This is a genomic window from Paracoccus versutus (genome assembly GCF_029909795.1).
Lineage (GTDB): Bacteria > Pseudomonadota > Alphaproteobacteria > Rhodobacterales > Rhodobacteraceae > Paracoccus > Paracoccus versutus.
Genome location: NZ_CP038196.1, coordinates 119,584 through 144,924, shown reverse-complemented (window position 1 = coordinate 144,924; position 25,341 = coordinate 119,584). Strand labels below are relative to the sequence as shown.

At 64.2% G+C, this 25,341-nt stretch carries 20 protein-coding genes and 2 pseudogenes; 11 read left to right on the top strand and 11 right to left on the bottom strand.

The genetic code is table 11. The features are described from left to right. Positions 1 to 68: 68 nt before the first annotated feature. Positions 69 to 1,215 (top strand): annotated as a pseudogene (locus E3U25_RS00710) (IS5 family transposase). Between the two features lie 256 nt (positions 1,216 to 1,471). On the opposite strand, the gene E3U25_RS00705 reads toward E3U25_RS00710, so the two are convergent. Genes E3U25_RS00705 through E3U25_RS00695 form a run of 3 tightly spaced genes read right to left on the bottom strand, consistent with a single transcriptional unit; the run spans position 1,472 to position 4,323 of the window. Continuing rightward, entirely contained in the window at positions 1,472 to 2,704 is a 1,233-nt protein-coding gene (locus tag E3U25_RS00705; protein ID WP_244295013.1) for an NAD(P)/FAD-dependent oxidoreductase, read from the bottom strand. Continuing rightward, entirely contained in the window at positions 2,701 to 3,024 is a 324-nt protein-coding gene (locus E3U25_RS00700; protein ID WP_116221415.1) for a 2Fe-2S iron-sulfur cluster-binding protein, read from the bottom strand. Before E3U25_RS00700 ends, E3U25_RS00705 begins: the two co-directional genes overlap by 4 nt. 36 nt (positions 3,025 to 3,060) lie before the next feature. Next, on the bottom strand, positions 3,061 to 4,323 hold the full coding sequence (locus E3U25_RS00695; protein ID WP_166435450.1) for a cytochrome P450: 1,263 nt from the start codon (positions 4,321 to 4,323) through the stop codon (positions 3,061 to 3,063). Positions 4,324 to 4,573: 250 nt separating this feature from the next. Here E3U25_RS00695 and E3U25_RS00690 point away from each other — a divergent pair, with 250 nt between their 5' ends. Beyond that, on the top strand, positions 4,574 to 5,533 hold the full coding sequence (locus E3U25_RS00690; protein WP_166435451.1) for a LysR family transcriptional regulator: 960 nt from the start codon (positions 4,574 to 4,576) through the stop codon (positions 5,531 to 5,533). A gap of 33 nt (positions 5,534 to 5,566) precedes the next feature. On the opposite strand, the gene E3U25_RS00685 is transcribed toward E3U25_RS00690, so the two are convergent. Further along, a complete protein-coding gene (locus E3U25_RS00685) occupies positions 5,567 to 5,950 on the bottom strand; it encodes a carboxymuconolactone decarboxylase family protein (protein ID WP_116221418.1) in 384 nt (127 codons plus the stop codon). 309 nt (positions 5,951 to 6,259) lie between these two features. Between E3U25_RS00685 and E3U25_RS00680 the strand changes: the two genes are divergently transcribed. The 5 genes from E3U25_RS00680 (at position 6,260) to E3U25_RS00660 (ending at position 11,931) form a co-directional block, all read left to right on the top strand. Further along, positions 6,260 to 8,350: an acetate--CoA ligase family protein gene (locus E3U25_RS00680; RefSeq protein WP_116221419.1), complete on the top strand. Its 2,091-nt coding sequence runs from the start codon at positions 6,260 to 6,262 to the stop codon at positions 8,348 to 8,350. Between the two features lie 43 nt (positions 8,351 to 8,393). Further along, complete coding sequence (fabG, locus tag E3U25_RS00675; RefSeq protein ID WP_116221420.1) at positions 8,394 to 9,140, top strand: 3-oxoacyl-ACP reductase FabG; 747 nt, start codon at positions 8,394 to 8,396, stop codon at positions 9,138 to 9,140. A 14-nt stretch (positions 9,141 to 9,154) separates the two neighbouring features. Continuing rightward, positions 9,155 to 10,408: a thiolase family protein gene (locus E3U25_RS00670; protein ID WP_116221421.1), complete on the top strand. Its 1,254-nt coding sequence runs from the start codon at positions 9,155 to 9,157 to the stop codon at positions 10,406 to 10,408. A gap of 3 nt (positions 10,409 to 10,411) precedes the next feature. Further along, complete coding sequence (locus E3U25_RS00665; protein WP_116221422.1) at positions 10,412 to 11,272, top strand: MaoC/PaaZ C-terminal domain-containing protein; 861 nt, start codon at positions 10,412 to 10,414, stop codon at positions 11,270 to 11,272. Between the two features lie 92 nt (positions 11,273 to 11,364). Further along, the gene (locus E3U25_RS00660; protein WP_116221423.1) at positions 11,365 to 11,931 is read left to right on the top strand and encodes an FAD binding domain-containing protein; all 567 of its coding nucleotides are present in this window, start codon (positions 11,365 to 11,367) and stop codon (positions 11,929 to 11,931) included. 155 nt (positions 11,932 to 12,086) lie between these two features. Here E3U25_RS00660 and E3U25_RS00655 read toward each other — a convergent pair whose 3' ends face one another. Next, entirely contained in the window at positions 12,087 to 13,163 is a 1,077-nt protein-coding gene (locus E3U25_RS00655) for a zinc-dependent alcohol dehydrogenase family protein (RefSeq protein ID WP_116221424.1), read from the bottom strand. Positions 13,164 to 13,370: 207 nt separating this feature from the next. After that, the gene (locus E3U25_RS00650; protein ID WP_116221425.1) at positions 13,371 to 14,900 is read right to left on the bottom strand and encodes a xanthine dehydrogenase family protein; all 1,530 of its coding nucleotides are present in this window, start codon (positions 14,898 to 14,900) and stop codon (positions 13,371 to 13,373) included. 249 nt (positions 14,901 to 15,149) lie between these two features. Between E3U25_RS00650 and E3U25_RS00645 the strand changes: the two are divergent. Further along, positions 15,150 to 15,368 (top strand): annotated as a pseudogene (locus E3U25_RS00645) (alpha/beta hydrolase); the annotation flags it as partial. Positions 15,369 to 15,750: 382 nt separating this feature from the next. On the opposite strand, the gene E3U25_RS00640 reads toward E3U25_RS00645, so the two are convergent. Then, positions 15,751 to 17,376, bottom strand: a complete 1,626-nt coding sequence (locus E3U25_RS00640) for an MFS transporter (RefSeq protein ID WP_166435452.1) — start codon at positions 17,374 to 17,376, stop codon at positions 15,751 to 15,753. A gap of 289 nt (positions 17,377 to 17,665) precedes the next feature. On the opposite strand from E3U25_RS00640, the gene E3U25_RS00635 reads away from it, so the two are divergent. Continuing rightward, positions 17,666 to 18,439: an SDR family oxidoreductase gene (locus tag E3U25_RS00635; protein ID WP_116221427.1), complete on the top strand. Its 774-nt coding sequence runs from the start codon at positions 17,666 to 17,668 to the stop codon at positions 18,437 to 18,439. A 50-nt stretch (positions 18,440 to 18,489) separates the two neighbouring features. On the opposite strand, the gene E3U25_RS00630 is transcribed toward E3U25_RS00635, so the two are convergent. The 4 genes from E3U25_RS00630 to E3U25_RS00615 are packed head-to-tail and all read right to left on the bottom strand — an operon-like array spanning position 18,490 to position 23,729. Continuing rightward, a complete protein-coding gene (locus E3U25_RS00630) occupies positions 18,490 to 19,371 on the bottom strand; it encodes a carbohydrate ABC transporter permease (protein WP_116221428.1) in 882 nt (293 codons plus the stop codon). Further along, positions 19,368 to 20,459: a carbohydrate ABC transporter permease gene (locus E3U25_RS00625; protein ID WP_244295015.1), complete on the bottom strand. Its 1,092-nt coding sequence runs from the start codon at positions 20,457 to 20,459 to the stop codon at positions 19,368 to 19,370. Before E3U25_RS00625 ends, E3U25_RS00630 begins: the two co-directional genes overlap by 4 nt. Before the next feature lie 57 nt (positions 20,460 to 20,516). Beyond that, positions 20,517 to 22,181 carry an extracellular solute-binding protein gene (locus E3U25_RS00620; protein WP_116221430.1) on the bottom strand — a complete coding sequence of 555 codons (1,665 nt, stop codon included), beginning with the start codon at positions 22,179 to 22,181 and terminating at the stop codon, positions 20,517 to 20,519. A 45-nt stretch (positions 22,182 to 22,226) separates the two neighbouring features. Beyond that, positions 22,227 to 23,729 carry an aldehyde dehydrogenase family protein gene (locus E3U25_RS00615; RefSeq protein WP_116221431.1) on the bottom strand — a complete coding sequence of 501 codons (1,503 nt, stop codon included), beginning with the start codon at positions 23,727 to 23,729 and terminating at the stop codon, positions 22,227 to 22,229. 311 nt (positions 23,730 to 24,040) lie between these two features. Between E3U25_RS00615 and E3U25_RS00610 the strand changes: the two genes are divergently transcribed. Together E3U25_RS00610 and E3U25_RS00605 are read left to right on the top strand one after the other, a co-directional pair. After that, positions 24,041 to 24,802, top strand: coding sequence for an SDR family NAD(P)-dependent oxidoreductase (locus tag E3U25_RS00610; RefSeq protein WP_166435453.1), 762 nt, complete (start codon positions 24,041 to 24,043; stop codon positions 24,800 to 24,802). Positions 24,803 to 24,813: 11 nt separating this feature from the next. Beyond that, positions 24,814 to 25,341, top strand: coding sequence for a carboxymuconolactone decarboxylase family protein (locus E3U25_RS00605; RefSeq protein WP_116221433.1), 528 nt, complete (start codon positions 24,814 to 24,816; stop codon positions 25,339 to 25,341).

Sequence of the window (25,341 nt, the reverse complement as noted above, 5' to 3'; positions counted from 1 at the left end):
CCAATGTAGCGGGTGTTGAAACACCGCTATAGAGGAGATTCATCCTTGGCACGGGAACGAGGGTGATGATGCGCGGAACAGACGAGGCGAGCTGTTCTCTTTTCAGCTATATCGATCTTGAGGCACGCATCCCGGCGCGGCATCCGTTGCGCACAGGTGGTGAGCGAGGCGCTTGCGAGCCTGGATGGCGATTTCGAGCCCCTCTACCCCGACTTTGGTCGTCCCTCGATCCCACCGGAACGGCTGATCCGGGCCAGCCGGATCCAGATCCTGTTCTCGGTCCGCTCCGCGCGGTAGTTGATGGAACAGATGCAGTATAACCTGCTGTCCCGCTGGTTCGTGGGCCTTCATCGACGATCCGGTCTGGGTCCCCACGGTCTTCACCAAGAACCGCGACCGGCTGCTGACGACGGAGATGTCACGCAAGGTGATGGCGGCGATCCTGGCGCATCGCGAGGTCGCGCCGCTCCTGTCGGACGATCACTTCTCGGTCGATGGCACGCTGGTGAAGGCCTGGGCCTCGATGAAGAGTTTCCAGCCGAAGGCCGGGGACACTCTGCCCGGGTCGTCGCCGGGCAGCCCGCCCGGACCTGACATGCCCGCCAATAGCCACCCCGAACCGACCCAGGGTGAGACTGACCCGATGCCACCTCTCGGCCGCCAGAACCGCAATGCCGAGGTCGATTTCCGGGGCGAGAAGAGGTCCAACGCCACCCATGCCTCGACCACCGACCCGGATGCCCGGCTCTACAAGAAGTCGCCAGGCTCCGGGGCAATGCTGTGCTTCATCGGCCATGCGCTCATGGAGAACCGCTCGGGTCTGATCGTGCAGGGCGATCTGACACAGGCCGAACGGCGCGCCGCCCTCGGCATGGTTCACCGCCATTCCCCGGATCAACCCGGCAACTGACGCTGGGCGCGGACAAGGGCTTCGACGCCGCCGGGTTCGTCGCTGACCTGCGCCAGGCGTGCGTCACCCCGCATGTCGCGCAGAAATCCCGATATTCAGCGATCGACGGCCGCACTACCCGGCGCGAGGGTTACGCCCTGTCGATCAAGCACCGCAAACGGATCGAAGAGGCCTTTGGGTGGGCCAAGACCGTGGGGGGCATGGTCCAGACGGTCTATCGCGGTCTCGAATGGGTGCGTTCCCGCTTCATCCTGACGATGGCCGCCAACAACCGCGCCCGACTGCCCCGGCTGCTGGCCGCATGACGACCAGGGGGCGTCAGGCTCCCAAACCAATTACATCGACCAGTCCGATGCTGACCGCAGCCGCCTACGCAGAAAGGAAACCGTTCCGCCGAGCCGACTATTTCAGCGGCCTGTTAAAGTCCAGCGGTGATGGGCCTGCATGATGTGCAGAATCACCAATATGGACATGCATCACTATATCGATTATATCCCTAAATGCGAGATTTATTAATATTATGATGGCCTTCCGGCCGTCGAGAAGCCGCACGAGGGTGGTTCAGGCGCTTTCCAGGATCTGCCGCAGATGCGCTGTGCTGCCACCGACGTCCTCGGGGCGCACGCGGCATCCCTTTTCCAGCAAGCGTCGTCCCAGCATGAAGCTGGCTGGATCGTTGAGGGCGTCGACCGCCTTCATCGAGCCGCCCCTGAAATACCAGTGCGATACCGCCCCGTCGCGCTTGCCGGGCCGGATTACGACCTGTTCGTGCCCATGGCCCAGCCCCGCGATCTGAAGTTTCAGATCGTATTGATCCGACCAAAACCACGGAACAGGATGGTAGGGCGTGGCCTGGCCAAGCATGTTCGCCGCGACGTGCTCGGCCTGATCTACGGCGTTCTGCACCGATTCCAGGCGGGTCGGCACGCCATCGAAAGGAAAGCGCGCGCAATCTCCTGCCGCATAGATCGCGGGGTCGGAGCTGCGTCCGAAACGGTCGACAAGAATGCCGTCCTGTACCGCAAGACCGGCGTCCCGCGCCAGCCCGTCCCGCGCAACGGCGCCGATCCCGGCAAGGACAAGATCGGTCGGCAGGGTTGTCCCGTCGGTCAACACGGCCTCTTCGACGCGGCCATTGCCGCAGAGCTCGGCAAGCCCGGTGCCTTCCAGAATCGTCACGCCATGCGACAGGTGCAGATCGCGAAGCCGATCCGCGGTTTCAGGCGCCGCGACACGGGACAGGATGCGCGCGCCCAGTTCGACCAGCGTCACCTCGATGCCGAGGCCACGGAACACCGCCGTCGCTTCAAGCCCGACATAGCCGCCGCCAACCACCAGCGCCCGCCGCGCGCTGCCGCAGGCCTTTGCCAGCGCGCGGGCATCGTCGATGTTGCGCAGCACATGCACGCCGCGCAGACCACCGGTCACCGCATCCGGAAGCTTCCTCGGCGCGCTGCCGGTCGTCAGTGCCAGCGCGTCGTAACCCAGCGCCTCGTCTTCAAGCCGGACAAGCTGGTCTTGCGGCAGGATCTTTTGCACCGTTTGCCCGGTCAGCAGGGTGATCTCTTGCTCGCGGTAGAAAGAGGGCGGGCGCAGCTGCAACCGCTCGGCGTCGATTTTGCCAAGCAGAAAGGCCTTGGACAGCGGAGGGCGTTCGTAGGGAAGCGCGGCCTCGGCGCCTATCATCGTGATCGCGCCCGCGAATCCCAACCGCCGGAGCTTGGCCGCAAGCGCCGCGCCCGCCTGTCCGGCGCCGACGATCACGATCCGCGTCGGGGTCTTTTGCTCCATCATGCCTGCTCTTTGGCCACATGCACAACAAGCCCGTCGAGCGCCTCGGTCACGCGGATCTGGCAACTGAGCCGCGAGGTCACAGGATCGACGTCGATGGCAAAATCAAGCATGTCCTCCTCCATCTCTTCACGGCTCGGGATCTTGTCGACCCATTCGGGCGCGACATGCACATGGCAGGTCGAGCACGAGCAGCTGCCGCCGCATTCCGCGACGATTCCCTCGACGCCAGCGTCCCGCCCGCCCTCCATGACCGTGTGGCCGACGGGAACGTCGATGTCGTGACGCAGGCCCGAGGCCTCGATATAGGTTATTTTTGGCATGGCCTCTTTCCTTTCTGGCTGAATCGCTGGGCGGTATCAGATCGCCCGCAGGATCATCGGCATGGTTGCGAAACGGTCGTTCATCGTGCCGGTCGCGCGTTGGGGCGGGCTGTCAGGGTCCAGCTCTGCACCGAGGTCGTAAAGTGCCTTGAGTAGGCGAACCGCCGTCCCATGGGTGCCGAGCTTGGCGTCGCCCTTGTTCTGGATGCCGGTCACAAGGTTTTGCCCGATGCAAGTGTGGACGCCCGCACCAAAGGTCAGGCCCCAGGGCTGCATCCCTTTCGGCACTTCGCGATAAGGGTTGAAATACCGCGTGTCCTCGCCCCAGACCGTCGGGTCGAGATTGCCGCGCGGCTGATGCATCGCGACTAGCTCGCCCTTGGCCACCTTGCGCCCCGAGGCAAGCGTCAGGTCGCGCAGCGCGCGCCGGAATCGCACCGGAGAGGTCTGGTGCAGCCGAAAGGTCTCGGCGGCGGCGCGATGCAGGAATTCGGGATCGCCAAGCTTGTCGCGATCTTCGGGATGCTCGCGGATCCATTCGTCGATGTGAAAGAAGATATGCGGCAGCGTGTGGCTGGTCGTCTTGATCGACCCGGTCAGGAACAACGTACATTGGCGCCAGACATAGGGGATCTTTTCGCTGTCGTCGGGGCGTGCCAGATCGTTCTGCAGGCAGAGCGTCATGAGCACGTCGCGCGGCAGGTCTTCCTTGGCGATCCTCCCAGCCTCGAAATCGAGGGTCAATTGCTTGCGGCGCTCCAACGACGGCTGAAGAAACTCGGCGACCAGCGCATCCAGCGCCTGCTTGCCGAGGTCGATCACCTCGTCTTGGGGGATGGCCGAGAAAATGCCAGTCGTCGCCTCGCCCAGTTGCAGCACGAGCGCCCGGAACCGGGCCGTGGTTTCCGGCGTGTCGATGCCATCGACGCCGGTCACCCGCGCCGAGATCCGCGTCAGTGCTTCCTTGATCAGCGCGCAGGCATCGATCCTAACGACGCCGCCGTCGTCGCGGTTGTTCCGAAGGTCGCGGATGACCTGCTCGATGACCGGGGCGAGCAGGTGCAGCTCGTAGTAGGCCAGAACCTGACGCGAAAACAGCGGGGCGGCGAGCTGCTTCAACTCGCTGTGCCGCGCGCCTTCGGACATGATCAGCGTGTCCTCGAGAAAGATCGTGCGTTCGGCGGCGCCGGCCATTTCAAAATCCCGCGATGTCAGGATCTCTCTGAGTTCGGCATAGGTTTCAATCGCCTGTAGCGCGTCCACGAAATCCGGGACTTGGGGATCCTGTACGGCAAGCATGGGTGTTCTCCTTCGCATGGGCAGACCGCGCGTCGTCGACCCGTGGGGGCCGTCGCCGGTTTGCAGGGTGTCGGCCGATGGGCTGATGCTTGCCAGACCCTGCGAATTGGCCGACCATCGGTCAATGACGGGTGCAGGCAGGATCGGCTATGCCGTCACAGAGCATCGGGTTTTCCGATGCCTCGCCGCCACGGTTGCGATAGGCTTGGCTTGGCCGCAGGCTCGGCGGGGCAGGGGGGAGGACGAGACCATGACGAAAGATTACAACCTACCACGGCTGGACCTTCGACAACTGACATATTTTCTTTTATCGTCGGAACTTGGATCAATTTCGGCCGGGGCGGCGGCGCTCGGGCTGGCACCGGCCACGGTTTCGGAGGGGATCGCGCGGCTCGAAGATCGGCTGGGGGCGCAGCTGGCTTCGCGCGGGGCGAACGGCCTGACGATGACGGCGGCGGGCATGACGCTGGTGCAGCATGCACCTGGGCTGCTGAAGGCCGCGGACGCGCTTGCAGATGCGGTGGGAGCGCGCTGTCATCCGGGCGGGCCGCTCTCGCTCGTCTTGCCGCCGAGCCTTAACGTGCTCCTGAGCGTGCCGCTGTCCGAAACGGTCAAGAGCGAGTATCCCGAAGTACGGCTCAGGGTGCCCGAGGGGATGTCGGGCGACGTCCTCGACTGGATCTTCAGGGAATCCGTCGACATGGGATTCGCCTATGAGATGGCCGGTTTGGGCGGCTTTTCATCGCGCTATGTCTACACCGAAGAGCTTTGGTTCATCAGCGCGCCCGACTTCCTGCCGGACGCGCTGAGCCGCACGCCGGAGGGGTTCGAGATCGGGCTCGCGCAATTGCCGCAGCTGCCGCTGGTCACCTCAAGCAAGCGCCACAAGACGCGCCAGCTTTTGGAACAATATGCGCGCTCCGCAGGCGTGGCGCTGAACATCGCGAGCGAGCTGGAATCACACTCGCAGATCCTTGAGATGGTCTTGCGCGCAAGCGCTTATACCATCGTGCCGAAAGCGGCGATCCTTCCACAGCTCACACGCGGCGATCTGGTGGCGATCCGTTTCCGCGAAAGGTTGCAACGGCGCTGCTACCTGCTGCGCAAAACCGGCCGCGTGGTGACGGCAGCCAGCCTTGCCGTCGAAGAGACGGCGATCAGCATCCTGAAGGAGATGAACAAACGGCACGCGCTGGACCTGGCCTTTTGAAGGCGGACGCAGAGGGCGCGCCGGTCAGTCTTTTCACTGAGCGGACTTGAACGCTTCGAATTCCTCCACGACCACGGGCAGCGCCCTGGACATGCCGTGCAGGTTGGACAGCGCGACGATTTCGAGCGCTTCAAGGATCTCGTCCTCTGTCGCGCCTGCTTTCAGCGCCGCACGCGTCTGTGCGCGCACGCCGAATTCGTGGAACTGAAACGCGTTCAGGCAGATCATCAGCGTGAGCTTGGTCTTGAGCGGCAGGCTGCTGCGATTGTACAGCGGATGCATGATCGTCTCGTGAATGCGTTCGAGCATATCCGGATCGCGCTCGGCCAGAATCCGCGTCCATCCGCGCGCCATGCCCCGGTCGCGTTCGACCCGTTCGAGCACCTGTTTCGTTCTTTCTGGATCGACGTTGGTCATCTGCTTTCTCCTCCGCAAATTTGACGTGTGTTGTATGATTTTCTGATTCTATCCAGAATAATGGGATAATTGCGACATGTTCAACAGCCGAGCGCGAAGTGCCGTCAGGGCGGCGAAATACAGCATTATAGCGCTTTCACTGTACCAAAGCCGCGACTGAAGTCCATCCTTGCCCTTGCGCTACATGTTATCCCACAATATGATAAAAAATAATATATCGTGGGCGCGGTGAGCTCCGGCGATGACGCGGCCGCTTTTCGGGCGGCTGCGGCTGTCGGGCCGGGAGGCGCCAGAAGGGAAGGAGCCCCAATGAACGATCAGGACAAGCGGCAGTTCGAAGCCCTGTTCGCACCACGGACCATCGCCTTGATCGGCGCATCTGCCGACCAGGCGAAACACACCTCGCGCCCGCAGCGGACGCTGCGCAAACACGGGTTCACCGGGCAGATCATCCCGATCAATCCCAAGCGCGACGAGGTTGGTGGCGACAAGGCCTACCCCTCGCTTCTGGAGGTGCCGGGTGATGTCGACCACGCCTTCATCATGGTGCCGCGCGATGCGGTCCACGACGCAATCCGCCAGTGCGCCAATAAGAAGGTGCTGGTGGCGACGATCTTTACCGACGGCTTCGCCGAAACCGGCGACGAGGGGCGCGCGCTTGAGGCCGATATCCTGAAAACCGCACGTGAGGGCGGTGTGCGGCTGCTCGGGCCCAATTGCAGTGGCATCTATTCAAGCACACCGGCTTGCGCGCTGTCGATCAACGCCGCCGTAGAAAAGCTGGACATCGTGCCCGGCCCGCTCGCGATCATCTCGCAGTCGGGCAGCATGACGGGCGGTCTGATGTCGCGGGGACTTGGGCGAGGCGTCGGCTTCTCGCGCATCGTATCTATCGGAAACGAGACCGATCTGTCGGTCGGCGAGATCGCCGAATGGCTGGTCGACGATCCCGAAACCGGCGCGATCCTGCTGTTCCTTGAAACCTTCCGCATGTCGGAGCGGCTGGCGCGGGCTGCGCGCAAGGCCGTCGCGGCGGGCAAGCCAATCATCGCCTATAAGCTGGGGCAGTCCGATCTGGGCCGCGATCTGGCCGCGTCGCATACCGGCGCTATGGCTGGCGGCGACGAAGTGTCCGATGCCTTCTTCCAGGCCCACGGCATCCTCCGGGTCAACTGCCTGGAAACGCTGTTCGAGATTCCGACTCTGCTGCGCGACCAGCGGCCGCCGCAAAGCCACCGCGTGGCGGTGATGACCACGACCGGCGGTGGCGCGGCCACCGTGGTCGACCGCATGGGCACGCTTGGCGTGAACGTTGTGGCGCCCAGCGACGCGGTGGTCGACACGCTCGCGGCGCAGGGCATCGACATCCCGCGCGGCAAGCTGACCGACCTGACGCTCGCCGGGACCAAAGCGGATGTCTACAGCGCCGTCGCCAGCGCGCTTCTGGCTTCGGATCACTGCGACATGCTGGTCGCAATCGCGGGCAGTTCGGCGCAGTTCTCGCCCGAAATCACGGTCGGATCGCTGGTCAAGGCGGACAAGCACGGCAAGCCGCTGGCGGTGTTCATTGCGCCCCATGCCAAGGACGGGCTCGACCAGCTTGCGGCGGCGGGGATCGCGGGCTTCCGCACGCCGGAAACCTGCGCCGACGCGGTCAGCGCCTGGTCGCGTTGGCGGACCCCAGTGGACATGCCCGCGCCCGACGCGGCCGTCACCGACGCCGTGCAGCAGGCGCTGGACGCGCTCGGCGGGCGCCGCCCCAACGAGCGAGAGGCGGGGGAAATCTTTGCGACGCTGGGCATCCCGACCGCGCCGTCGCAGGTCATCGCGGCGCCATCCGACAAGGTCGATCTGGCCTATCCGGTGGTGGCCAAGATCCTTTCGGCGGATGTGCCCCACAAGACCGATGCGGGCGGTGTCGAGCTGCGCATCGCCGGGGACGCCGAACTAGAACAGGCGGCCACGCGCATCCTGGCGAACGTCGGTGCAAAGCACCCGGATGCGGCAGTGGACGGCATTCTCGTGCAGCAGATGGAACGGGGCGGCCTCGCCGAGGTCATCCTCGGCTTCCGCCACGATGCAGAGGTCGGTCCCATCGTGGTGCTCGGCGTCGGCGGCGTGTTGGCCGAGATCTACAAGGACGCGTCGATCCGCCTGGCACCGACCACACGCGACGAGGCGCTGGCGATGATCGAAGAGGTCAAGGGCTTGGCCATCATCCGCGGCTATCGCGGCATGCCCGAGGGCGACACCGAGGCGCTGGCCGATGCCATCGTGTCGATGTCGCAACTCGCCGCCGTGCGCGGCATCGCGGATGCCGAGATCAATCCGCTGTTCGTCAAGCGCAAGGGCGAAGGCGTGGTCGCAGTCGACGGCCTCGTCCTCCCGGAACACAACTGACGGCCTGCGCAAGGCTGTCGCGACGATTGAAAGGAAACGCGACATGGAACTGGATCTGGCAGGCAAGACGGCCATCGTGACGGGGGCGGGAAACGGCATCGGCGCGGCGATCGTCGCCCGCTTCGTCGCCGAGGGGGCGAATGTCGTTGTCTCGGACATCAACGGTGAAGCCGCCGAGGCGCAGGCCGAGGCGCTGCGCAAGGCGGGCGGCAAGGCGATTGCGGTCACCGCGAACGTGGTCGACGCCGAGCAGGTCGAGGCGATGGTCGCCAAGACCGTCGAGACCTTCGGCACGGTGGACATTCTGGTGAACAACGCCGGTCTGACGCGCGACATGCGCATCACCAAGATGACCGAGGCGGATTGGGACATCGTCATCGACGTGATCCTCAAGGGCGCGTTCAACTGCACCCGCGCGGTGCTGCCCCACATGAACGAAAACAAGTGGGGCCGGGTGGTGAACATCTCGTCCCGCGCGCATCTGGGCAATAGGGGCCAGGCCAACTACTCCGCCGCCAAGGCGGGCATCATCGGCTTTACCCGTGCAATGTCGCTTGAGGCGGGGCGCAACTACATCACCGTGAACGCTGTCGCGCCGGGCATCATCAGCACCGAGATGGTCCGCTCGCTGCCGCATTGGGATTCGATCCGCGAGAATGCCGAAAAGACCACGCCGATCCCGCGCGTGGGTGAGGTCGAGGACATCGCTGATGCGGTGGCCTTCCTCGCCTCTGAACGCGCAGGCTACATCAGCGGCGACGTGCTTCACGTCACCGGCGGCCGTTACTGAAAGGGAGATTTCACATGACTGACGCGTATATCGCCGGGATCGGCATGACGCCGCTGGGCAAGCATTGGGACACCAGCGTGCGCCAGCTTTCAGCAGAGGCCATCTCCGAGGCGCTCACCGACGCTGGGCTGGACAAAGAGGCCATCGAGGCCGCCTGGTTCTGCAACACCCGGCTGGGCGTGCTGGAAGGTCAGCACAACATACGCGGCCAGACCGTTCTGCGGCCCTACGGGTTCGAGAACATCCCGATCTTCAACACCGACAATGCCTGCGCATCGTCCAGCTCGGGGCTCGCGCAGGCCTGGATGGCGGTGAAGTCCGGGGTGCATGATATCGTCCTGGTTGTCGGCGCCGAAAAGATGAATTTCAAGGACAAGTCCGAACAGATGTTCGCCGCCTTCAAGGGCTCGACCGATCTGGAAACATTCGACGACCAGCTCGATTCCCTGCTGTCGCTGGGCGACGGCCTAGAACTGCCGCAAAAGGCGCTGGATCAAAGCGGCCAGCGATCGGTGTTCATGGACATCTACTCGGCCATGGCGCGCTTTCACATGAAGCGCTTCGGCACGACCGAAGAGCAGATCGCCGCCGTCGCCGCCAAGAACCACTGGCATTCGCAGTTCAACCCCAAGGCGCAGTACCGCTTTACCATGACGGTCGAAGAGGTGATCGCGGACCGGCTCGTGTCCTACCCGATGACGCGCGCGATGTGCGCGCCGATGAGCGACGGCGCCGCCGCGCTGGTGATCGTGTCGGACCGGATGCTGGACCGCATCGACTGCAGCCGTGCTGTCAAGATCCGCGCCGTTAGCGTGTCGAGCGGGTCGAACCGCGCGCCCGACGAATTCGAAAAGCACCTGACCCGCACCGCCGCGGACCGCGCCTACGAGCTCGCGGGGCTGGGGCCGCAGGACGTGAACATCGCCGAGATGCACGACGCCACCGCCTTTGCCGAGATCATGCAGGCCGAGCATTGCGGCTTTGCCGCCTATGGCGAGGGCGGGCGGCTTGCGGAAAGCGGCGACAGCAAGCTGGGCGGCAAGCGCCCGATCAATGTGTCGGGCGGGCTCTTGTCCAAGGGCCATCCCATCGGCGCAACCGGCGCGATCCAGGTGAACGAAATCGTCCAGCAGCTGCGCGGCGAAGCGGGCGAGCGGCAGGTCGAGGGCGCGCGCATCGGTTTGACCGAGAACGGCGGCGGGTTCTACGGCTATGAAGAGGCCGCCTGTGTCGTCTCGCTCTTCGAAGCGCCGGCGAAAGGGGCCTGATCCATGGCCATCGACGCCGACCACCTGCTGAACTACCGGGTCGAGGATGTTCGGCAACGCTACACTAGCCGCGACAGCGCATTCTACGCGCTGTCGGTCGGCATGGGGCAGGATCCGCTGGACAAGGCTAGGCTGGCCTTCGTCGATCCCAATGCCGGGGCAGAGCAGAAAGTGCTGCCGTCGATGGCGCTGGTGCTCGGTTACCCCGGCCCATGGCTGACGCGGCCCGACACGACGGTCGATACCAAACGCTTCCTGCACGGCATGCAAGCGATCGAATGGCATCGGCCCTTCCCGGCCGAGGGCGATGTGATTGGCAAGACCCGTGTGCTGCGGCTCGTGGATCGCGGCGAGGGCAAACATGGCATGGTCCTGTCCGAACGCCGCATCGTCGATGCGACGACCGAAACTCCCTATGCGACGCTCACGCAGGTCCACGTGCTGCGGGGTCAGGGCGGGTTCGGCGGCGATCCGACGCCGCTTCCCGCGCCGCTTGCGCTTCCGGACACGGCACCCGATTTCGTCGTGGAGGTGCCAACCATGCCGGATCAGGCGCTGTACTACAGGCTCAATGGGGACCTGTTCGCGCTACACGCGGATCCCGACATGGCCCGCGCCTCGGGCTTTGAACGCCCGATCCTGCACGGCATGTGCGTGTCGGGCATCGCAACGCAGGTGATGATGGGACGGCTCGCCGGAAACGACCCGTCACGCATGCGCTCGATCGCCATGCGGTTCTCATCCCCGGTCTACCCGGGCGAGACCATCCGCATCGAAGGCTGGAACGACGGCGCGTTCCGCGCGCGCTGCGTCGAGCGTGAGGTGATCGTTCTCGACAATGGCCGCGCCGTGGTTGCGGGTTGACCGGACGGCCAGGCGCGGGGCCGCTCCTGCCTGCCCCGCGCCCGTTCAGGAAACAGGGGCTGGTGCGACACCATCCAGGGAGGTGAACTGCGATGATTTACGCCAGACTGGCCACACTTGACGAGGCCGTTGCGCAGCGTTCCGGGGGCGAAAGCGTCGCCGACGTCCCTGCGGGTGGCACGCACCTGTCGGTTCAGATGACTGCCGGGAGGCGCAAGCGGGACATCGTCGCCGACATCAAGCGGATCCCGGAACTGACCGCGACCACCTGCGATGACGCCGGGTTCCACATCGCGTCCACCGTCTGCGGCGCCAAGCTCAACGAACATGCTGCCCTGCGCACCGCTTGGCCGGGGTTCCGCGAGGGGATGGACTTCATCGGTTCGATGCAGGTGCAAAACAAGGCGACACTTGCAGGCAATCTCTGCACTCGCTCACCCGCCGCGGACAGTGTGCCGGGCATGATCGCCGCGGGCGCCACCGCGACTGTCGCCGGCCGGACCGGCAGGCCCGAGGTGCCGGTGGCCGAAATCCCCCGCCGGCCCTGGCCGCACGACGCTTGCGCCGGGCGAACTGATCGCGGCGATCCATCTGCCGCCGCGCCCCTCCCGTGCGGGCGACCTATAAGCGATCCACGCCTCGGACAGAGACGGCCATAGCCGTTGTTGGCGTCGCGGTGAACCTCGAACTGGGTGTCCAGGCCACTGCCGCCGCGTTGCGCGAACGCGCCTGACCCCGGCATCTTCGGCCTCCGAAACGACACCGCCCCGGTTTTACGACCGGGCGGTGTTGCTTTGACGGGCCGCCGGCCGCGTCAGTCAAAGACGAACACGCCCTTGCCGCCCGCCTGCTTGTCGAATTCGCGATAGGCGGTTTCGGCCTCGTCGATGGACCAGCGGTCGGAAAAGATGTCATCAACGGCGATGCCGTGATCCGCGATGAACCAGGCACAATCCTTCATTCCGGTAATCGGGAAGGTCCAGGACCCGAGGACTGTGCGCTGCTTGCCGATCATGTCGTTCCAGGCCACCAGGTCGAGATCGCCGCCTACCGCCACCAGCGCGATGCGCCCCCAGGGCGCCGTGCTGCGCACCGCCTGCTGCTTGGGCAGCTTGCCCCCGGCGCAATCCATCGCGCAGCTCACGCCTTTGCCTCGGGTCAGCTTGTGGATCTCTTCGACCGGGTCGTGTGTTTGGCCATTGATGACATGGGCCGCGCCGAACCGCTTGGCCTGCGCCACGCGGGCCGCGTCGATGTCGACCCCGATCACCTCGATGCCCATCGCCGCCGCAAGCTGTACCGCCGAGAGTCCGACAGGACCAAGACCAAAGACCGCCAGCGTGTCGCGGGCGCTTGCCTCCAGCCGGACAAGGGCGCCAAAGGCCGTGCCGGTGCCGCAGGCGACGGCCGCGCCCGCCACGAACGAGATCTCGTCCGGCATCTTGACCAGCGTGCTCGCGGGCACACGCATATATTCGGAATGTCCGCCGTTCAACACGTGGCCATGCGGCTTGGTGCCCTCGTCGCACATCTGGTTCCAGCCGGTGCGGCAATGGTCACAGGTGCCGCAGCCTTCGTAATGAAACACGATGACCCGGTCACCGGGCTTGAAACGGTCGGGGCGCACGTTGCGCCCCACCGCCTCGATGACGCCGCAAGGTTCATGACCGGCAATGATCCGCGTTTCAGGGTCCATACCGCCCTCGCCAAGCGTGATCAGCCCCTGCTTGGCCATGTGTTCGAGCGGATTGTTCGCCCGGTAGAGGTGCAGGTCGCTGCCGCACATCCCCGACGCCTTCATGCGGATCACCGCATCGTCCGGCCCTGGTGTGGGATCTTCGAAGGTCCTGACCTCGAGATTGCGGTTTCCGGTGAAAACGACTCCGCGCATGTGTTTCTTCCCTTGTTGCACTCGGTTCTGGACGCGCCCACGCGGCCACGCCGATGGGCGGTTATGAAACGGGCGGCGCGCGCCGACAGAGCGACGGCTGCCGATCCGCGATCGCCGTCAGGGCGGTTTCGGGCTTGAGCGGTGCGGTGGCGATCCGCCGCCCGCTAACCACCAAGACCGCGTTGGCCACGCAGGCCGGCCCCAAGATCAGGCTCGCCTGGGCCACGCCACTGACCCCGAAGGCGTGATTGGGGGTTCGGCACCGCCACGATGACGGTCTCGGCCATCGGCAAATCCGCTGCGACCCGCGGCCGGTAACCCCGCCAAGAGGCGTTTTGCAGCACGCCGTCCGCGCCGTAGAGATTGCCCACATTTCGCGCCGTGACGAAATCGAGGAATTCGACAGCGCCGGTGTCCGGATTGACCTGAACATTGCACGTCATGGCGCACAGACCGGGAGCATGGTCGGACATGGTTTCGCCATAAGAGATGCTCAAATGGCCGCCTGTCGCACCCGCCCGTTGCGCCAGCGCGGCCAGTGTGAGCGGATTGAATTCTCCGGCTTTCGACGAAGAAGCATGGGGTGCAGGCGACGTGGATCGCCTTGCCGGTGGCAGAGGTCACCCGGCTGCCCCCCGTCACATCACCGAAGCGGACATAGGCAATATCGCGGATCTCCGTTTGGTCGCGCTCGTAGGGCATGCCACACGTGCTGGCTGCCATCGTCGCCATCGAGGTCCAGCTGTCGTCGCGGCGGGGCAGGCAGGTCGCGCCGAAATGGCCCGACCCGTTGTGCCAGATGCCGGTGGTAACCCCGCGCCTCTGGTTCGGCCCGAGACGACGGGTATCGGTCGGATGCGCGCGCAGCGCCTCGACGATCTCGGCGCAGCCCTCATGCGCCGTCTGGCGGTCGCCGATCTGCGTATCGCCCACCCGGATAGCGTTCTTCAGTCGGAGCTCCAACGGGTCCATGCCGATGCGCTTGGCGAGCACACCCGACGCCTCCTCTGCGGCGAAACAGGACGGCATCGCGTCGGGCGCGCGATGGGCCGCCGTGGTGGCGCGATTCGAAACGAGGTGATAGCCGGTGCCATGCGGGTTCGAGAACGCGTCTTGCGAAAACGCGCAGGGAACGCCGTCGATGAAGGGCGCGCCGGGAAAGGCGCCAGTGTCGTCGCAGAGCTTGATCTCTGCCGCGGTCAGCGTGCCGTCGCGGCGCGGGCCGATCTGTACCCGGACCCTGGGATCCGAGTCCGGGCTCGTTGCGCGGAACACCTTCTCGCGCGACATCATCATCGTGACCGGCAACCCCGCCTTGCGCGACAGCGGCATGGCGACCGGTCCGAGGTAAACCTTGCTCTTGCCGCCGAACCCGCCGCCGATTTGGGCGGGGGTGGCGCGGATGTCGCCGGGCGACATGCCGGACATCTTCGCCGTCAGGTCGCGCATCCGGAAACGGCCCCGGTTCGGCCCCCACGGCTGAGAGGCGCCATCGGCGCCGGTTACCACCGCATCTACGCCGTTCAGGTCTTCTGCGGCAGATGTAACGATCCTGCGGATATGCGCATGTGCAGGAACCGGGCGCAGAACCTTGCCCGTCAGAACCCCGTGCGGCGCGTTGTCGCGGCCGTAGCGCGCGGCGCCGGTGACCGCCTGGACTCTGTCAGGGCGCAGTGGGCGGTCGCCGGTGCGGGTCCTGCGGTCGCCCTGCGGGCGTCGCGCGGTGATCTCGTTCATATTGACCTTCCTCCTCGCGCGTCGATGGATACGCCGCTCTGACGGCGGGGATCGGACGTCCCCGATCCCCGTCAGCACACGCCGCGGAAGGGTGCGCCTTTCTGGATTGTATCTCAAATTATGCGACAATATTCAACATCTAACTGATATACCCGCAAGGCGCCACGCCGGTCCAGGGAAGTTGTCGCCGAGCCCGGCGCTGTCGGTTTCCATCACAGGCGCGCCCGCTGACGGACCAAAGGACAGGGCATGAAACTGACACAGACCTGGGACAAGACATTCACGAAAGGCGACAAGGTCTCGCATTGCAAGGTGACCATTACCAACCGCTACGGCATGACCCCTGCCGGCGACCTCTACACGCCTCAGGGCGATGGCCCCTTTGCCGCCATTGCGGTCAGCGGTCCCTTCGGCGCCGTGAAAGAGCAGTCGTCGGGCCCATATGCGCAAACGCTGGCCGAGCGTGGCGAGCGCCCGTATGCCTGCGTGGCCTCGGGCAATCTCGATCACCGCATCCTAGTGACGCTGACTTGGCTGAGGCTGAATCGCGACACGCAGATCCGCGGCTAAGATCTTGCCGAGCGCGCCGGGATCAGCGGATCAATCTACCACCAACGCTTTCGCGACCTGGCAATGATCAGACCGCTTCAATACCGGAAATGGCTGCGGCTAAAAGAGGCGTGGCGCCTGACGCTCGATTCAGCATTTCGATGCGTCCAGCGCGTCGTTCCGGGCCGGTATGACCGGCCCTCGCAGTTCAGTCGCGACCATGGGCGCCTGTTCGGCACCCCCTCGAAACGGGATCTCGACAGGATCAGAACGCAGGTCGTGGGTGCCCCCGCGCCGCGGATCAGGGGGTTCGGTGCGGCAAGAATCCCCCAACGGATGTGCTCTGGCCCGGCTGGCGGATCAACTCGTAGTGCACTTCCGGTGCCTCTGCGCCATCGTGCAGTTTGCGCACCGTTTCGTTCACCAGCGCGCCCGCGACCGTGCGCCGCGCGTGCAGGCGCTGCGCATCCGCCCAGGTCGCGACCTTGAAACGCTCGGTCCAGATCATCGGGTCGAGGATGTCGCGCGACAGGGTCCAGCGCGTGCCGCCATCGCGAATGCGGTTGCGGCGCTTCTCTCGCATGGCGTCTAGGAACGCTCCGGTGTTCGCGTCGCGGATCCGGTAGGTGATCGAGGTCATGATCGGACCGCTGCGCGCCACCAGGTCGATCGCGGGTTGAGGCGGGGTCCAGGTGCCGTGTGGCGCCAGCCCGCTGGCGCTGGGTTCGCGGATGCGGAAGGACAAGGCCAGCAGGGCGCTGGCCGCACACACCGTGGCCGAGACCAGAAGCGAATCCGGCGTACTGTAGCTGTCCGCCAGCCAGCCCCAGACGAAACTGCCGATCGCATTTCCTCCGAACACGAAGGTCAGGTAGATCGAGATCGTGCGGCTGATGACCCAGCGCGGCGACTGAACCTGCACGAGGTAATTGTACAGCACCTGCGTGATGATCCAGCAGAAGCCGCCCAGCATCCCCGCCAGAAGCGACACCGCCAGCGACGAACTGAGGGCCAGTACCGCCGTGGCTACGGCGAAACCGACATGCGTTCCCGCGAAAATGCGTTCCAGCGGCACCTTGGTGCGCAGCGCATCGGTGACAAAAGAGCCGAAGATCGCGCCGACCCCGAAAGAGCCGAGCATGACGCCAAGCGTCGTGGGGCCGCCTCCGATCAGATCGCGCGCGACCAGCGGCAAAAGCGCCATGGCCGAGATCGCCGCGATGTTGAACACGAAGGACCGCAGCGTGACCGCGATCAGGGTTGTGGACAGGCTCATGTAGCGCAGGCCCGCCATGATCGCGCTGCCGAAGCTTTCCGGCGGCAGCCCGTCGGTCGCCGTAACCTTGGGCCAGCGGCGCGCGACAAGGATCACCGTGAGATTGCAGATCCCGTTGATGACAAAGGCAACAAAGGCGCCCGATGCGGCCAAGATTGCCCCGCCGATGGCGGGGCCGACACTGCGGGCAATGTTCAGGTTGGACGAATTGATGGCCAGCGCCGGCCCGACATTCTCGCGCGAGAAGAATTCGAAGACCATGGACTGCCAGCCCGGATAGTACAGCGCCCGCCCGCTGCCGATCAGAAAGGTGCAGGCCAGCAACAGCGCGGGGGTCAGGGCCTGAAAATAGGCCGCCGCCGCAAGGCCAAACGACACTACAAGCAGAAAGCACTGCGCCCAGATGATGAGTTTGCGCTGACCGACAAGGTCGGCCATGACCCCGCCTGGCAACGACATCAACATCACCGGAAGCGCCACGGCGGTCTGCACCAGTGCGACCTGCTGGGCGCTTCCGCCCATCTCGACCATCAGCCAGGAGGCACCGACAAGCTGGATCTGCCAGCCCAGATTCGCCGACAGACCGGCCAGCCAATAGCCGAGGAATCCCCGGCTCCGGAAGGGGGCAAGCGGGGACAGGAACCTATGCAAGGTGCAATGCCACAGGGATGGCTCTGCCCAGCCTGCCATGGGCCCGGAGCCAAAGCGTCCGGCAGATCTGCTTTGCAGGCGCGGGCAAGATGTGCTTGCGCGGGGGCATCGGGGTGGACTCCTAAATGCGGTATCATCCCATTTTCGGGGCCTTGGCTTCAATTCGCAATATAAAGTTGTCTCGATTTGTGAGATTTTTTATGATACTGGCTCTGCGCCGGGGCGGGGCATGGCCGGTCGATTCCGCAGGTGCCCGCCACAGAGGAAAGTGACGCTGAAAGGACCCCTCATGGGCAAGGTAGTATATGATTTCACCGGCGAGGTCGCCCTCGTGACCGGGGCTGCGGCAGGCATGGGGCTGGCCACGGCAAAGGCCTTTGCCGAGGCGGGCGCCAGCGTTGTTCTTGCAGATGTCGCGCCCGACGCGCTCGACCGGGCCGTCGAAAGCATCCGCGCCAATGGCGGTGTGGCGACGGGCGTCGTCTGCGATGTCTCGGATGATGCCGCCGTCAAGGCGCTGGTCGATCGCACGGTCGAGGTCTATGGGCGGCTTGATTGCGCGTTCAACAATGCGGGGATCATCTCGGCCACGACGCCCGTGGTCGACATGGCTTTGTCGGATTACGACCGCATCATGGGTATCAATCTGCGCGGCGTCTTCAGCGCGCTGAAATATGAGATCGCCCAGATGCAGAAGCAGGGGCAGGGCGGTGCCATCGTCAACAACGCCTCGCTCGCCGGCAAGATCGGCGTTCCGGGCCGGGCACAATATGCCGCCGCGAAACACGGGATGCTGGGGCTGACCAAGTCGGTCGCGCTCGAGGCCGGTCGCGACAATATCCGGGTGAATGCCATCTGTCCGGGCACCATCGCCACGCCGATGGTCGAGCGCATGGCGGCGGCAAAGGATCTGGACACCGAGTTGGCAGGCGCCGCCGTGCCGCTCAACCGTCTCGGCACCGTCGAAGAAATCGCCCAGGTGGTGCTGTGGCTGTGCAGCGAAGGGTCGAGCTATGTGCTTGGCGAGCCGCTTTCCGTCGATGCGGGCGTGACCATCCAGTAAGGCGCGGGACATCCGTACCGGGGCCGCCAGCACGTGGCGGCCCTGGTTCGTTACTTGACCGATCCTGCCGTAAGCCCCTTGACGATGAAGCGTTCGAGGAACAGCCCCACGATCACCAGCGGAAAGATCGATGAAAAAGACAGCGCGGCCATCGTCCACCAGCCGACCCCGGATGTGCTGGTCTGGCTTGCAACCATGACAGGCAGGGTCTTGGCGTTGCTGCTGGTCAGAAGCGCCGCGATAAAATACTCATTCCAACACAGCACCAGCGACAGAATGAATGCCGCCGCCATGCCCGGCCCCGCCAGCGGTAGCACGATCCTGAGGAATACGCCCCAGACCGAACAGCCGTCGACCATGGCCGCCTGCTCCAGTTCGTGCGGGATCGACGCGAACTGGTCGCGCATGATCCAGATGACGATCGGCAGCACAGACAGCGCATAGATGCAGATCAGACCGATGCGCGTGTCCAGCATGTCGAGGCTCTGGTAGAGTACGAGGATCGGCAGGGCCAGAACTACCGGCGGCAGGATGAGCTGCGACAGAAAGAAGAACGAGATGTCCTTGTTTTGCAGGAACCCAAAGCGGTACTTGAACCGCGCCAGCCCATAGGCCGCAAGCGTGCCCAGCACCAGTGCGAAGCCCGCAGCGCTCAGCGAGACGACGATGCTGTTCTCGAAGCGCAGCAGAAACTCGTCTCGCACCGTAGAAGTCACCCCGAGCCGGTCGGGCGACAGGCCGAGCGACTGCCAGCCCAGCCAGCCCGGCTGGTAATCGACCCAAGGGATGACCGCGCCGCGCAGAATATCGCGGGCGGATTTGAACGAGGTGGTCAGCGTCCAGTAGATCGGAAAGAGGCAGACAAACGCCCAGAGACTGAGGCTGCCGTAAATTCCGATGCGCGCCGTCACGCGAAGAAACCGGTGGTTCATGCATCACCTTGTGTTCTGTGAGTAAGCTTTTCCGCGAACTTGAGAAACAGCAGCAGGAAGATGACGATACAGACGAGATAGAACATCGCCATCATCGTGCCGTAGCCTACATTCGCCCTGTCGCGGTATTCGCGGAAGATGAAACTCGAAATGGTGTCCGTCGCGCCGCCCGGTCCGCCGTATGTCGTGTTGATCACGATATCGGCCAGCTTGAGTTGGAAGATGATCCGCACGAGGAGCGCGGTGATTGAAACCGGCATCATCAGGGGAAAAGTGATCTCCCAGAAGTTCTGCCAGCCAGAGGCGCCGTCGATCTTCGAGGCTTCGCGCAGATCACGCGGGATCGCTTGAAGACCGGCGAGCAGCAGGATGACCGAGAATGGAATCCAGACCCAGGCGTCCAGGGTGGCCACGCTGATGCGGGCGATCCAGGGCGAGGTAAAGAAGCTGGGTTCGGACCATCCGAGCAGACGCATCAGGTCGCTGATCGGGCCGGTGCGGAAATCCATCATCGACTTGCCGATCATCCAGGAAACCGCGACGGGGCTCAGCATAAACGGCAACAGGAATGCCACGCGAAAGAATTTTCGTGCGCGGATCTCGGCATTGAGAAGCAGCGCCAGACCGAAGGCCAGCGCGTATTGGACGACGACTGCAAGCAGATAGAAGCCCATGTTGAACAGGGCGTTCCAGAAATACGGATCCGACATCATCCGGCGGAAATTATCTAGCCCGTTGAAGCGCGGCGGGGCGGCGCTGGAGAGATTCCAGTCGGTAAAGGCCGCGGCGATGGCAAAGACCGTCGGAAACAGCACGACCGCCACGGTGAACAGTGCCGCGGGCAGAATGAACAGCGCGCGCCAGCCGTCGTCACCGCGCATGATCACCTGTCCTGCCGATAGGGCGACACCCCAGATTGCATATGCATAAAGCACCGGTCGCCAAGTGTCGAAACCGAAGCCCAGCCGCCCAGTGACGTGCAGAATCTGCACCGCGAGCGCCACGAGCATGAGGAAAAAGGCGGCCCAGACAATGGCTTGCCCGGTGCGATACCTTCCGACGGAAATGCCGAAGGGAATGTCGGTCATGAAAGAATGTCCCATTCCTGCGGAGCCAGCCGGGACGGCCGGCCCCATGAGGCAGGCTTATTGCCCAAGCGCTTCGCGGTAGAAGGCGATCTGGCTTTCCCGGCCGAGCCGGTCGGTGATCTCTTCCCATGCGGCAGCAATGGCATCCGCGCCCTCCTGAGCGCCAACCTGCCCGGCATAGATCTTGGCCAGTTCGTCCTCGGCGATACTGTAATACTGGAACAGCCCCGGGATGCGCGGCTCGATTGCGGCGTTCGGATGATTGTAGGAGTCGCGCTGCGACGCGAGGTAATTCGAGATATACGCCTCGTCATAGCCAGCAGCGACCCATTCGGCGACGTTGAACTGGCTGTTGCGATAAGCTTGCTGGCCCGTCGGATAAAGGCTCATCCACAGCGCGATATCCTTGCCGCCCAGATGCGCCGCGCAGGACCAGGCCGCCTTGTGGCGCGTTGCGTCCGCATCGACCTTTGAGGTGACGTAAAGGCCTAGCCCGAGGAACGCCATGTTGGGCGCGTGGTTGGGACCCGAGGGCAAAACCTCCCAGCTTTGGGTCGCGGCGTTGTAGACGTCGTCCGATCCGGGAAGGATGGAAAAGCCGGAGATATCCCCGATCACCGAGCTTGCGTTGTTGCGCGCGTTCGAACCGACATCGCCCCACCAGGCTAGCATCGAGCCGGTGCCGCCAAGGAACTGCGTAAATGCGGTGCCAAGCGCGTCCATGGCAAGCTGGTCTGCAGGCTCGTAGGGCAGGGCATCCACGACGTCCTGAATCGCGCGCACCCAAGCCGGGTTGTTGATCCGGGGTTTCATGGTGTCGGCGTCGAACAGCCACGCTGGATCGTTCGGATGCTTGGCATAGGCCGAGGCCCGCGAACCGAGGAAGTAGAAGCCCAGACCACCCCAAGGTTTGCAATGGTCGAGATAGCCATGGGTGGGGAAGCCGTCGACCTCCTTGCCGGCAAGGAACTTGGTCGCGGCCTGCACCTGCTGCCAGGTCTTCGGAACGCCCCAGCCGTCGAGCCCGGCCTTGTCGCCATCCCACGCCGACCATTGCTCAGCCAGCGCCTCGTCCGAGAACACGTCGGTCCGATAGTTGAAGTTGTGGCAATCGCCGTCTATAGACACGCGGTAGACCTTGCCGCCCCATGTGCCGACCGGTGGTTTGAGGTAATTGACATAATCGTCCATGTCGATCTGTTCGGCGACCCAGTCCGGCACCTCGGACATCAAGCCCCGGCTGCCGAGGTCGCCCTCGAACGCCGGCCCCATCTGCACGATGTCGAAATCCACCGAGTCGAGCGCGATGGCCTGCTGAATGCGCGAGTTCAGATCCGCCGTGGCCAGATCGATCCAGTTGATCCGGGCGCCGGTATAGGTCTCCCACGCCTTGCAAAGGCCACGAAAGATGACGTTATGCGCCCCGGCGGTGTTAAGCCCCATGAAGGTCAGCTCGACCCCGGCAAACTCGCCCTCTGCGACATTGGCCTTGGTCGGCTCAAGGCAAAGCTCGCCGACCCTGAGCCATTCGGCATCGCTGGGCGTGCCCATGCCGACGCCGGGCAGCCGCGCGAGTTGCAGGCGCAGGTCGCTGCTGCTCTGCTGCGCAAAGGCGCTCCCGACCGAAAAGATCCCGCTCGCGAAGGCCGCCGCCGAGGCGGCCCCCTTCAACAGGTTCCGGCGGCTGATCCGCGACAGGTGCTTGTAGTGTTCCAACTTCATGACGTCTCCCCCCTCATGCAGCGATCCGATGTCTATATCACTGATCTATATTATATTAATGTAGACGCTCTTGGTGTAGAGATAGGTATCGAGATGCGCCGAAGTGCCCTTGGCGCCGTATCCGCTCATCTTGGTTCCTCCAAACCCGACAAGTGGATCCACCTGGCCGTAAAAGTTCACCCACATCACCCCGGTGTGGATACCGTTGACGACTTTCATCGCGGCCGAGATATTGCTGGTCCAGACCGCGCCGCCCAGCCCGTATTCGGTGCTGTTGCCGATACGGATCGCCTCCTCGGCGCTGTCGAAGGGAATGATCGACATCACCGGACCGAAAATTTCTTCGCGCGCGATGGTCATATCGTTGCTGACCTCGCTGAACACGGTCGGCTCGACGAAGTAGCCGTTTGCAAAGTCGCCGCCCAGCCGCGAGCCGCCGCAGACAAGCTTCGCGCCTTCCTTGCCGCCGATCTCGATGTAGGACATCACCCGCGCGATCTGCGCTTCCGAGATGACCGGGCCGAGGTTGGCGTTTTCGTCCATCCCGTAGCCGATCCGCAGTGTCTTGACGAAGGCGGCGACGCGCTCGGCGAACTCTTTTGCGATCGAGCGTTCGACCAGCACGCGGGTGCCCGCGTAGCAGATCTGGCCAGAATTGTTGAACACCGCGAGCGCCGCCCCCGGCACCGCCTTGTCCAGATCCGCGTCCGCAAAGATGATGTCCGGCGACTTGCCGCCCAGTTCAAGCTGAAGCTTCTTGATGTTGACCGCCGAGGCCTCGATGATCTTGCGGCCGGTTACGGTCGAGCCGGTAAAGGCGATCCGGTCCACGCCGGGGTGCCGCGCAAGCGCATCGCCCGCCACGCTGCCCCGCCCTGTGACAACGTTCACCACCCCGTTCGGAAGCCCGGCCTCGTGCAGCATCTCGACGGTACGCAGGATACTCAGGCAGGCATCCTCGGCGGGTTTCAGCACGACGGTACAGCCCGTCGCCAGCACTGCGCCTAGCACCCACCACTGACTGCCCAGCGGTCCGTTCCACGGGATGATGCCGCCGATGACCCCGACGGGCGCCTTGACCGTCATCGAGGCGACATTGCCCGCAAGCCCGTTCTGAAGTGTCTCGCCCTTGATGTTCAGCGCCTGCGACGCAAAGAACTGGATGGTCCGCAGGATGAAGTCCTTGGTGCCGCGCGTGCGGGTGATGGGCATGCCCATGTCGGTGGATTCGATCTGCGCAAGCTCTTCGTAATTCTGATCGATATGGTCGTAGAGCCGCATCAGCATCGCCTGCCGCTGATAGGGTGACCATTCGCTCCACGGGCCTTCGAAGGCGGTGCGTGCGGCGCGGACGGCGGCGTCGATATCCTCAGCGGTGCCCGCCACGATATGGCCGAGCGAATCGCCGGTCGAGGGATTGAAGGTTTCGATCAGATCGGTCGATCCGGCCCCCGTCTCGACGCCGTCGATCAGCGGACCGTATCTGCGGCGGCCGAGATAGTCTCTTGCTGCCGGGCAAAGCTCAAGGTGGGTATCGTCTTGCGGCATGTCGCTTCCACTATTTGTTCTGATCGGGGTTTGCCCGGACCGATGTGGACCGGGTCTGCGCCTCGGTCCGTATGGCGCCATGGCACACCCATTGTCAGGACTCTAGTCGGCGCCCAAACGTCGTGTCAACACATATCCCAAATAGTGAGAAAATTGTGTAATTTGGCCGGCGAAGCGCCGGCCTCGATATGCCATTGCAAGATAGGTTTAGATCAAGCGAAAAAGGGATGCACGGGAAATGCCTGCCTGAATGTTGACAAAGTCCTGCATAATGGGATTAAACATAAATAATGTATCGTTGGGAGGAAAACATGAACGTGACCGGACTGGAAGCCGCTATTGTGCCCGTGACGGGCGGGGCGTCGGGCATAGGCCTTGCGATCTGCCGCAAATTGCGGGCGGCGGGCGCGTTTCCGATCCTCGTCGACGTGAATGCGGATAGCCTCGAAACCGCCGTGGCCGAGGTCTATGCGGGCGAGGAAAATCCCGGGCGCTTTGGCTATGTTGTGGACGTTGCCGATTCAAAGGCGGTCGACGCGTTCTTCACCAAGCTGAAAGAGGACCATGGCCCGGCGACCCATGCCGTTGCCAATGCCGGCATCGTGCGTCCCGTCGCCGCAAACGAACAGAGCGACGAGAACTGGCTTTCGGTGATCAACGTCAACCTGAACGGTGCCTTCTTCTTCTGCCGGGGGGCTGGCCGCCAGATGGTCGAGGGTGGCCGGGGTGCGATTGTGAACATGGGTTCCATCGGCGGCATGTTCGCCCGCGAGGGGCGGTCCGCCTATGGCGCATCGAAAGCTGGCGTGATGCAGATGACCCGGACCCTTGCACTGGAATACGGGCCGTCGAACGTGCGCGTGAATGCCATTGCACCGGGCCTGATCATGACCCCGATCCAGGCCGCCAACGCCGCCACCGTCTCCGAGACCTCGTCGCGTTCGGCGCTCAAGCGAATGGGCACGCCCGAAGAGATTGCCGATATCGCGGTCTACCTGCTGTCCGATCAGTCCAGCTTTGTGACGGGCGCGACCGTCGTGGCGGATGGCGGCCTCAGCATCCGCTACAACTGAGGATCGGGAGCATGCCGCGCCTTCCCCTTCTACCCGAAGCGATTTGCGAGCCGCGCGAGGTGGTCGATGCCATGCGCGCGCGGCGCGGCGGCACTCTGCGGCCCATCGACCGCCTGATCCTGCATAGCCCTTCGGTCGCGGCGGGCTGGACGGCGCATGCGGATGCGGCCCTGGGTCAGACGATTGTGCCAGTGCGCCTGCGCGAACTGGCCACGGTGGCGACCTCGGTCCTGATGGCGCATGATTACGAAGTGCGCACCCATGAGCCCGCCTTTCTTGCCGCGGGCGGCACGCCCGAGCAATTCACCGCGCTGGCGGATGTGGAGGCGGCGCGGCACCGAGACGATCTGTTCGACGAGACCGAGCGCGCGACGCTTGGCCTTGCCATTGAGATGAGTCGCGACATCGACGTGTCGGACCAGACCTTTGCCCGTATCGCAGACGCGCTGCCGGACAGCCGGTCGTTGGTCGAGCTGATCACGATCATCGCGACCTATCACATGACCAATCGGGTTCAGCGGGCGCTCGATTTCTGCTGA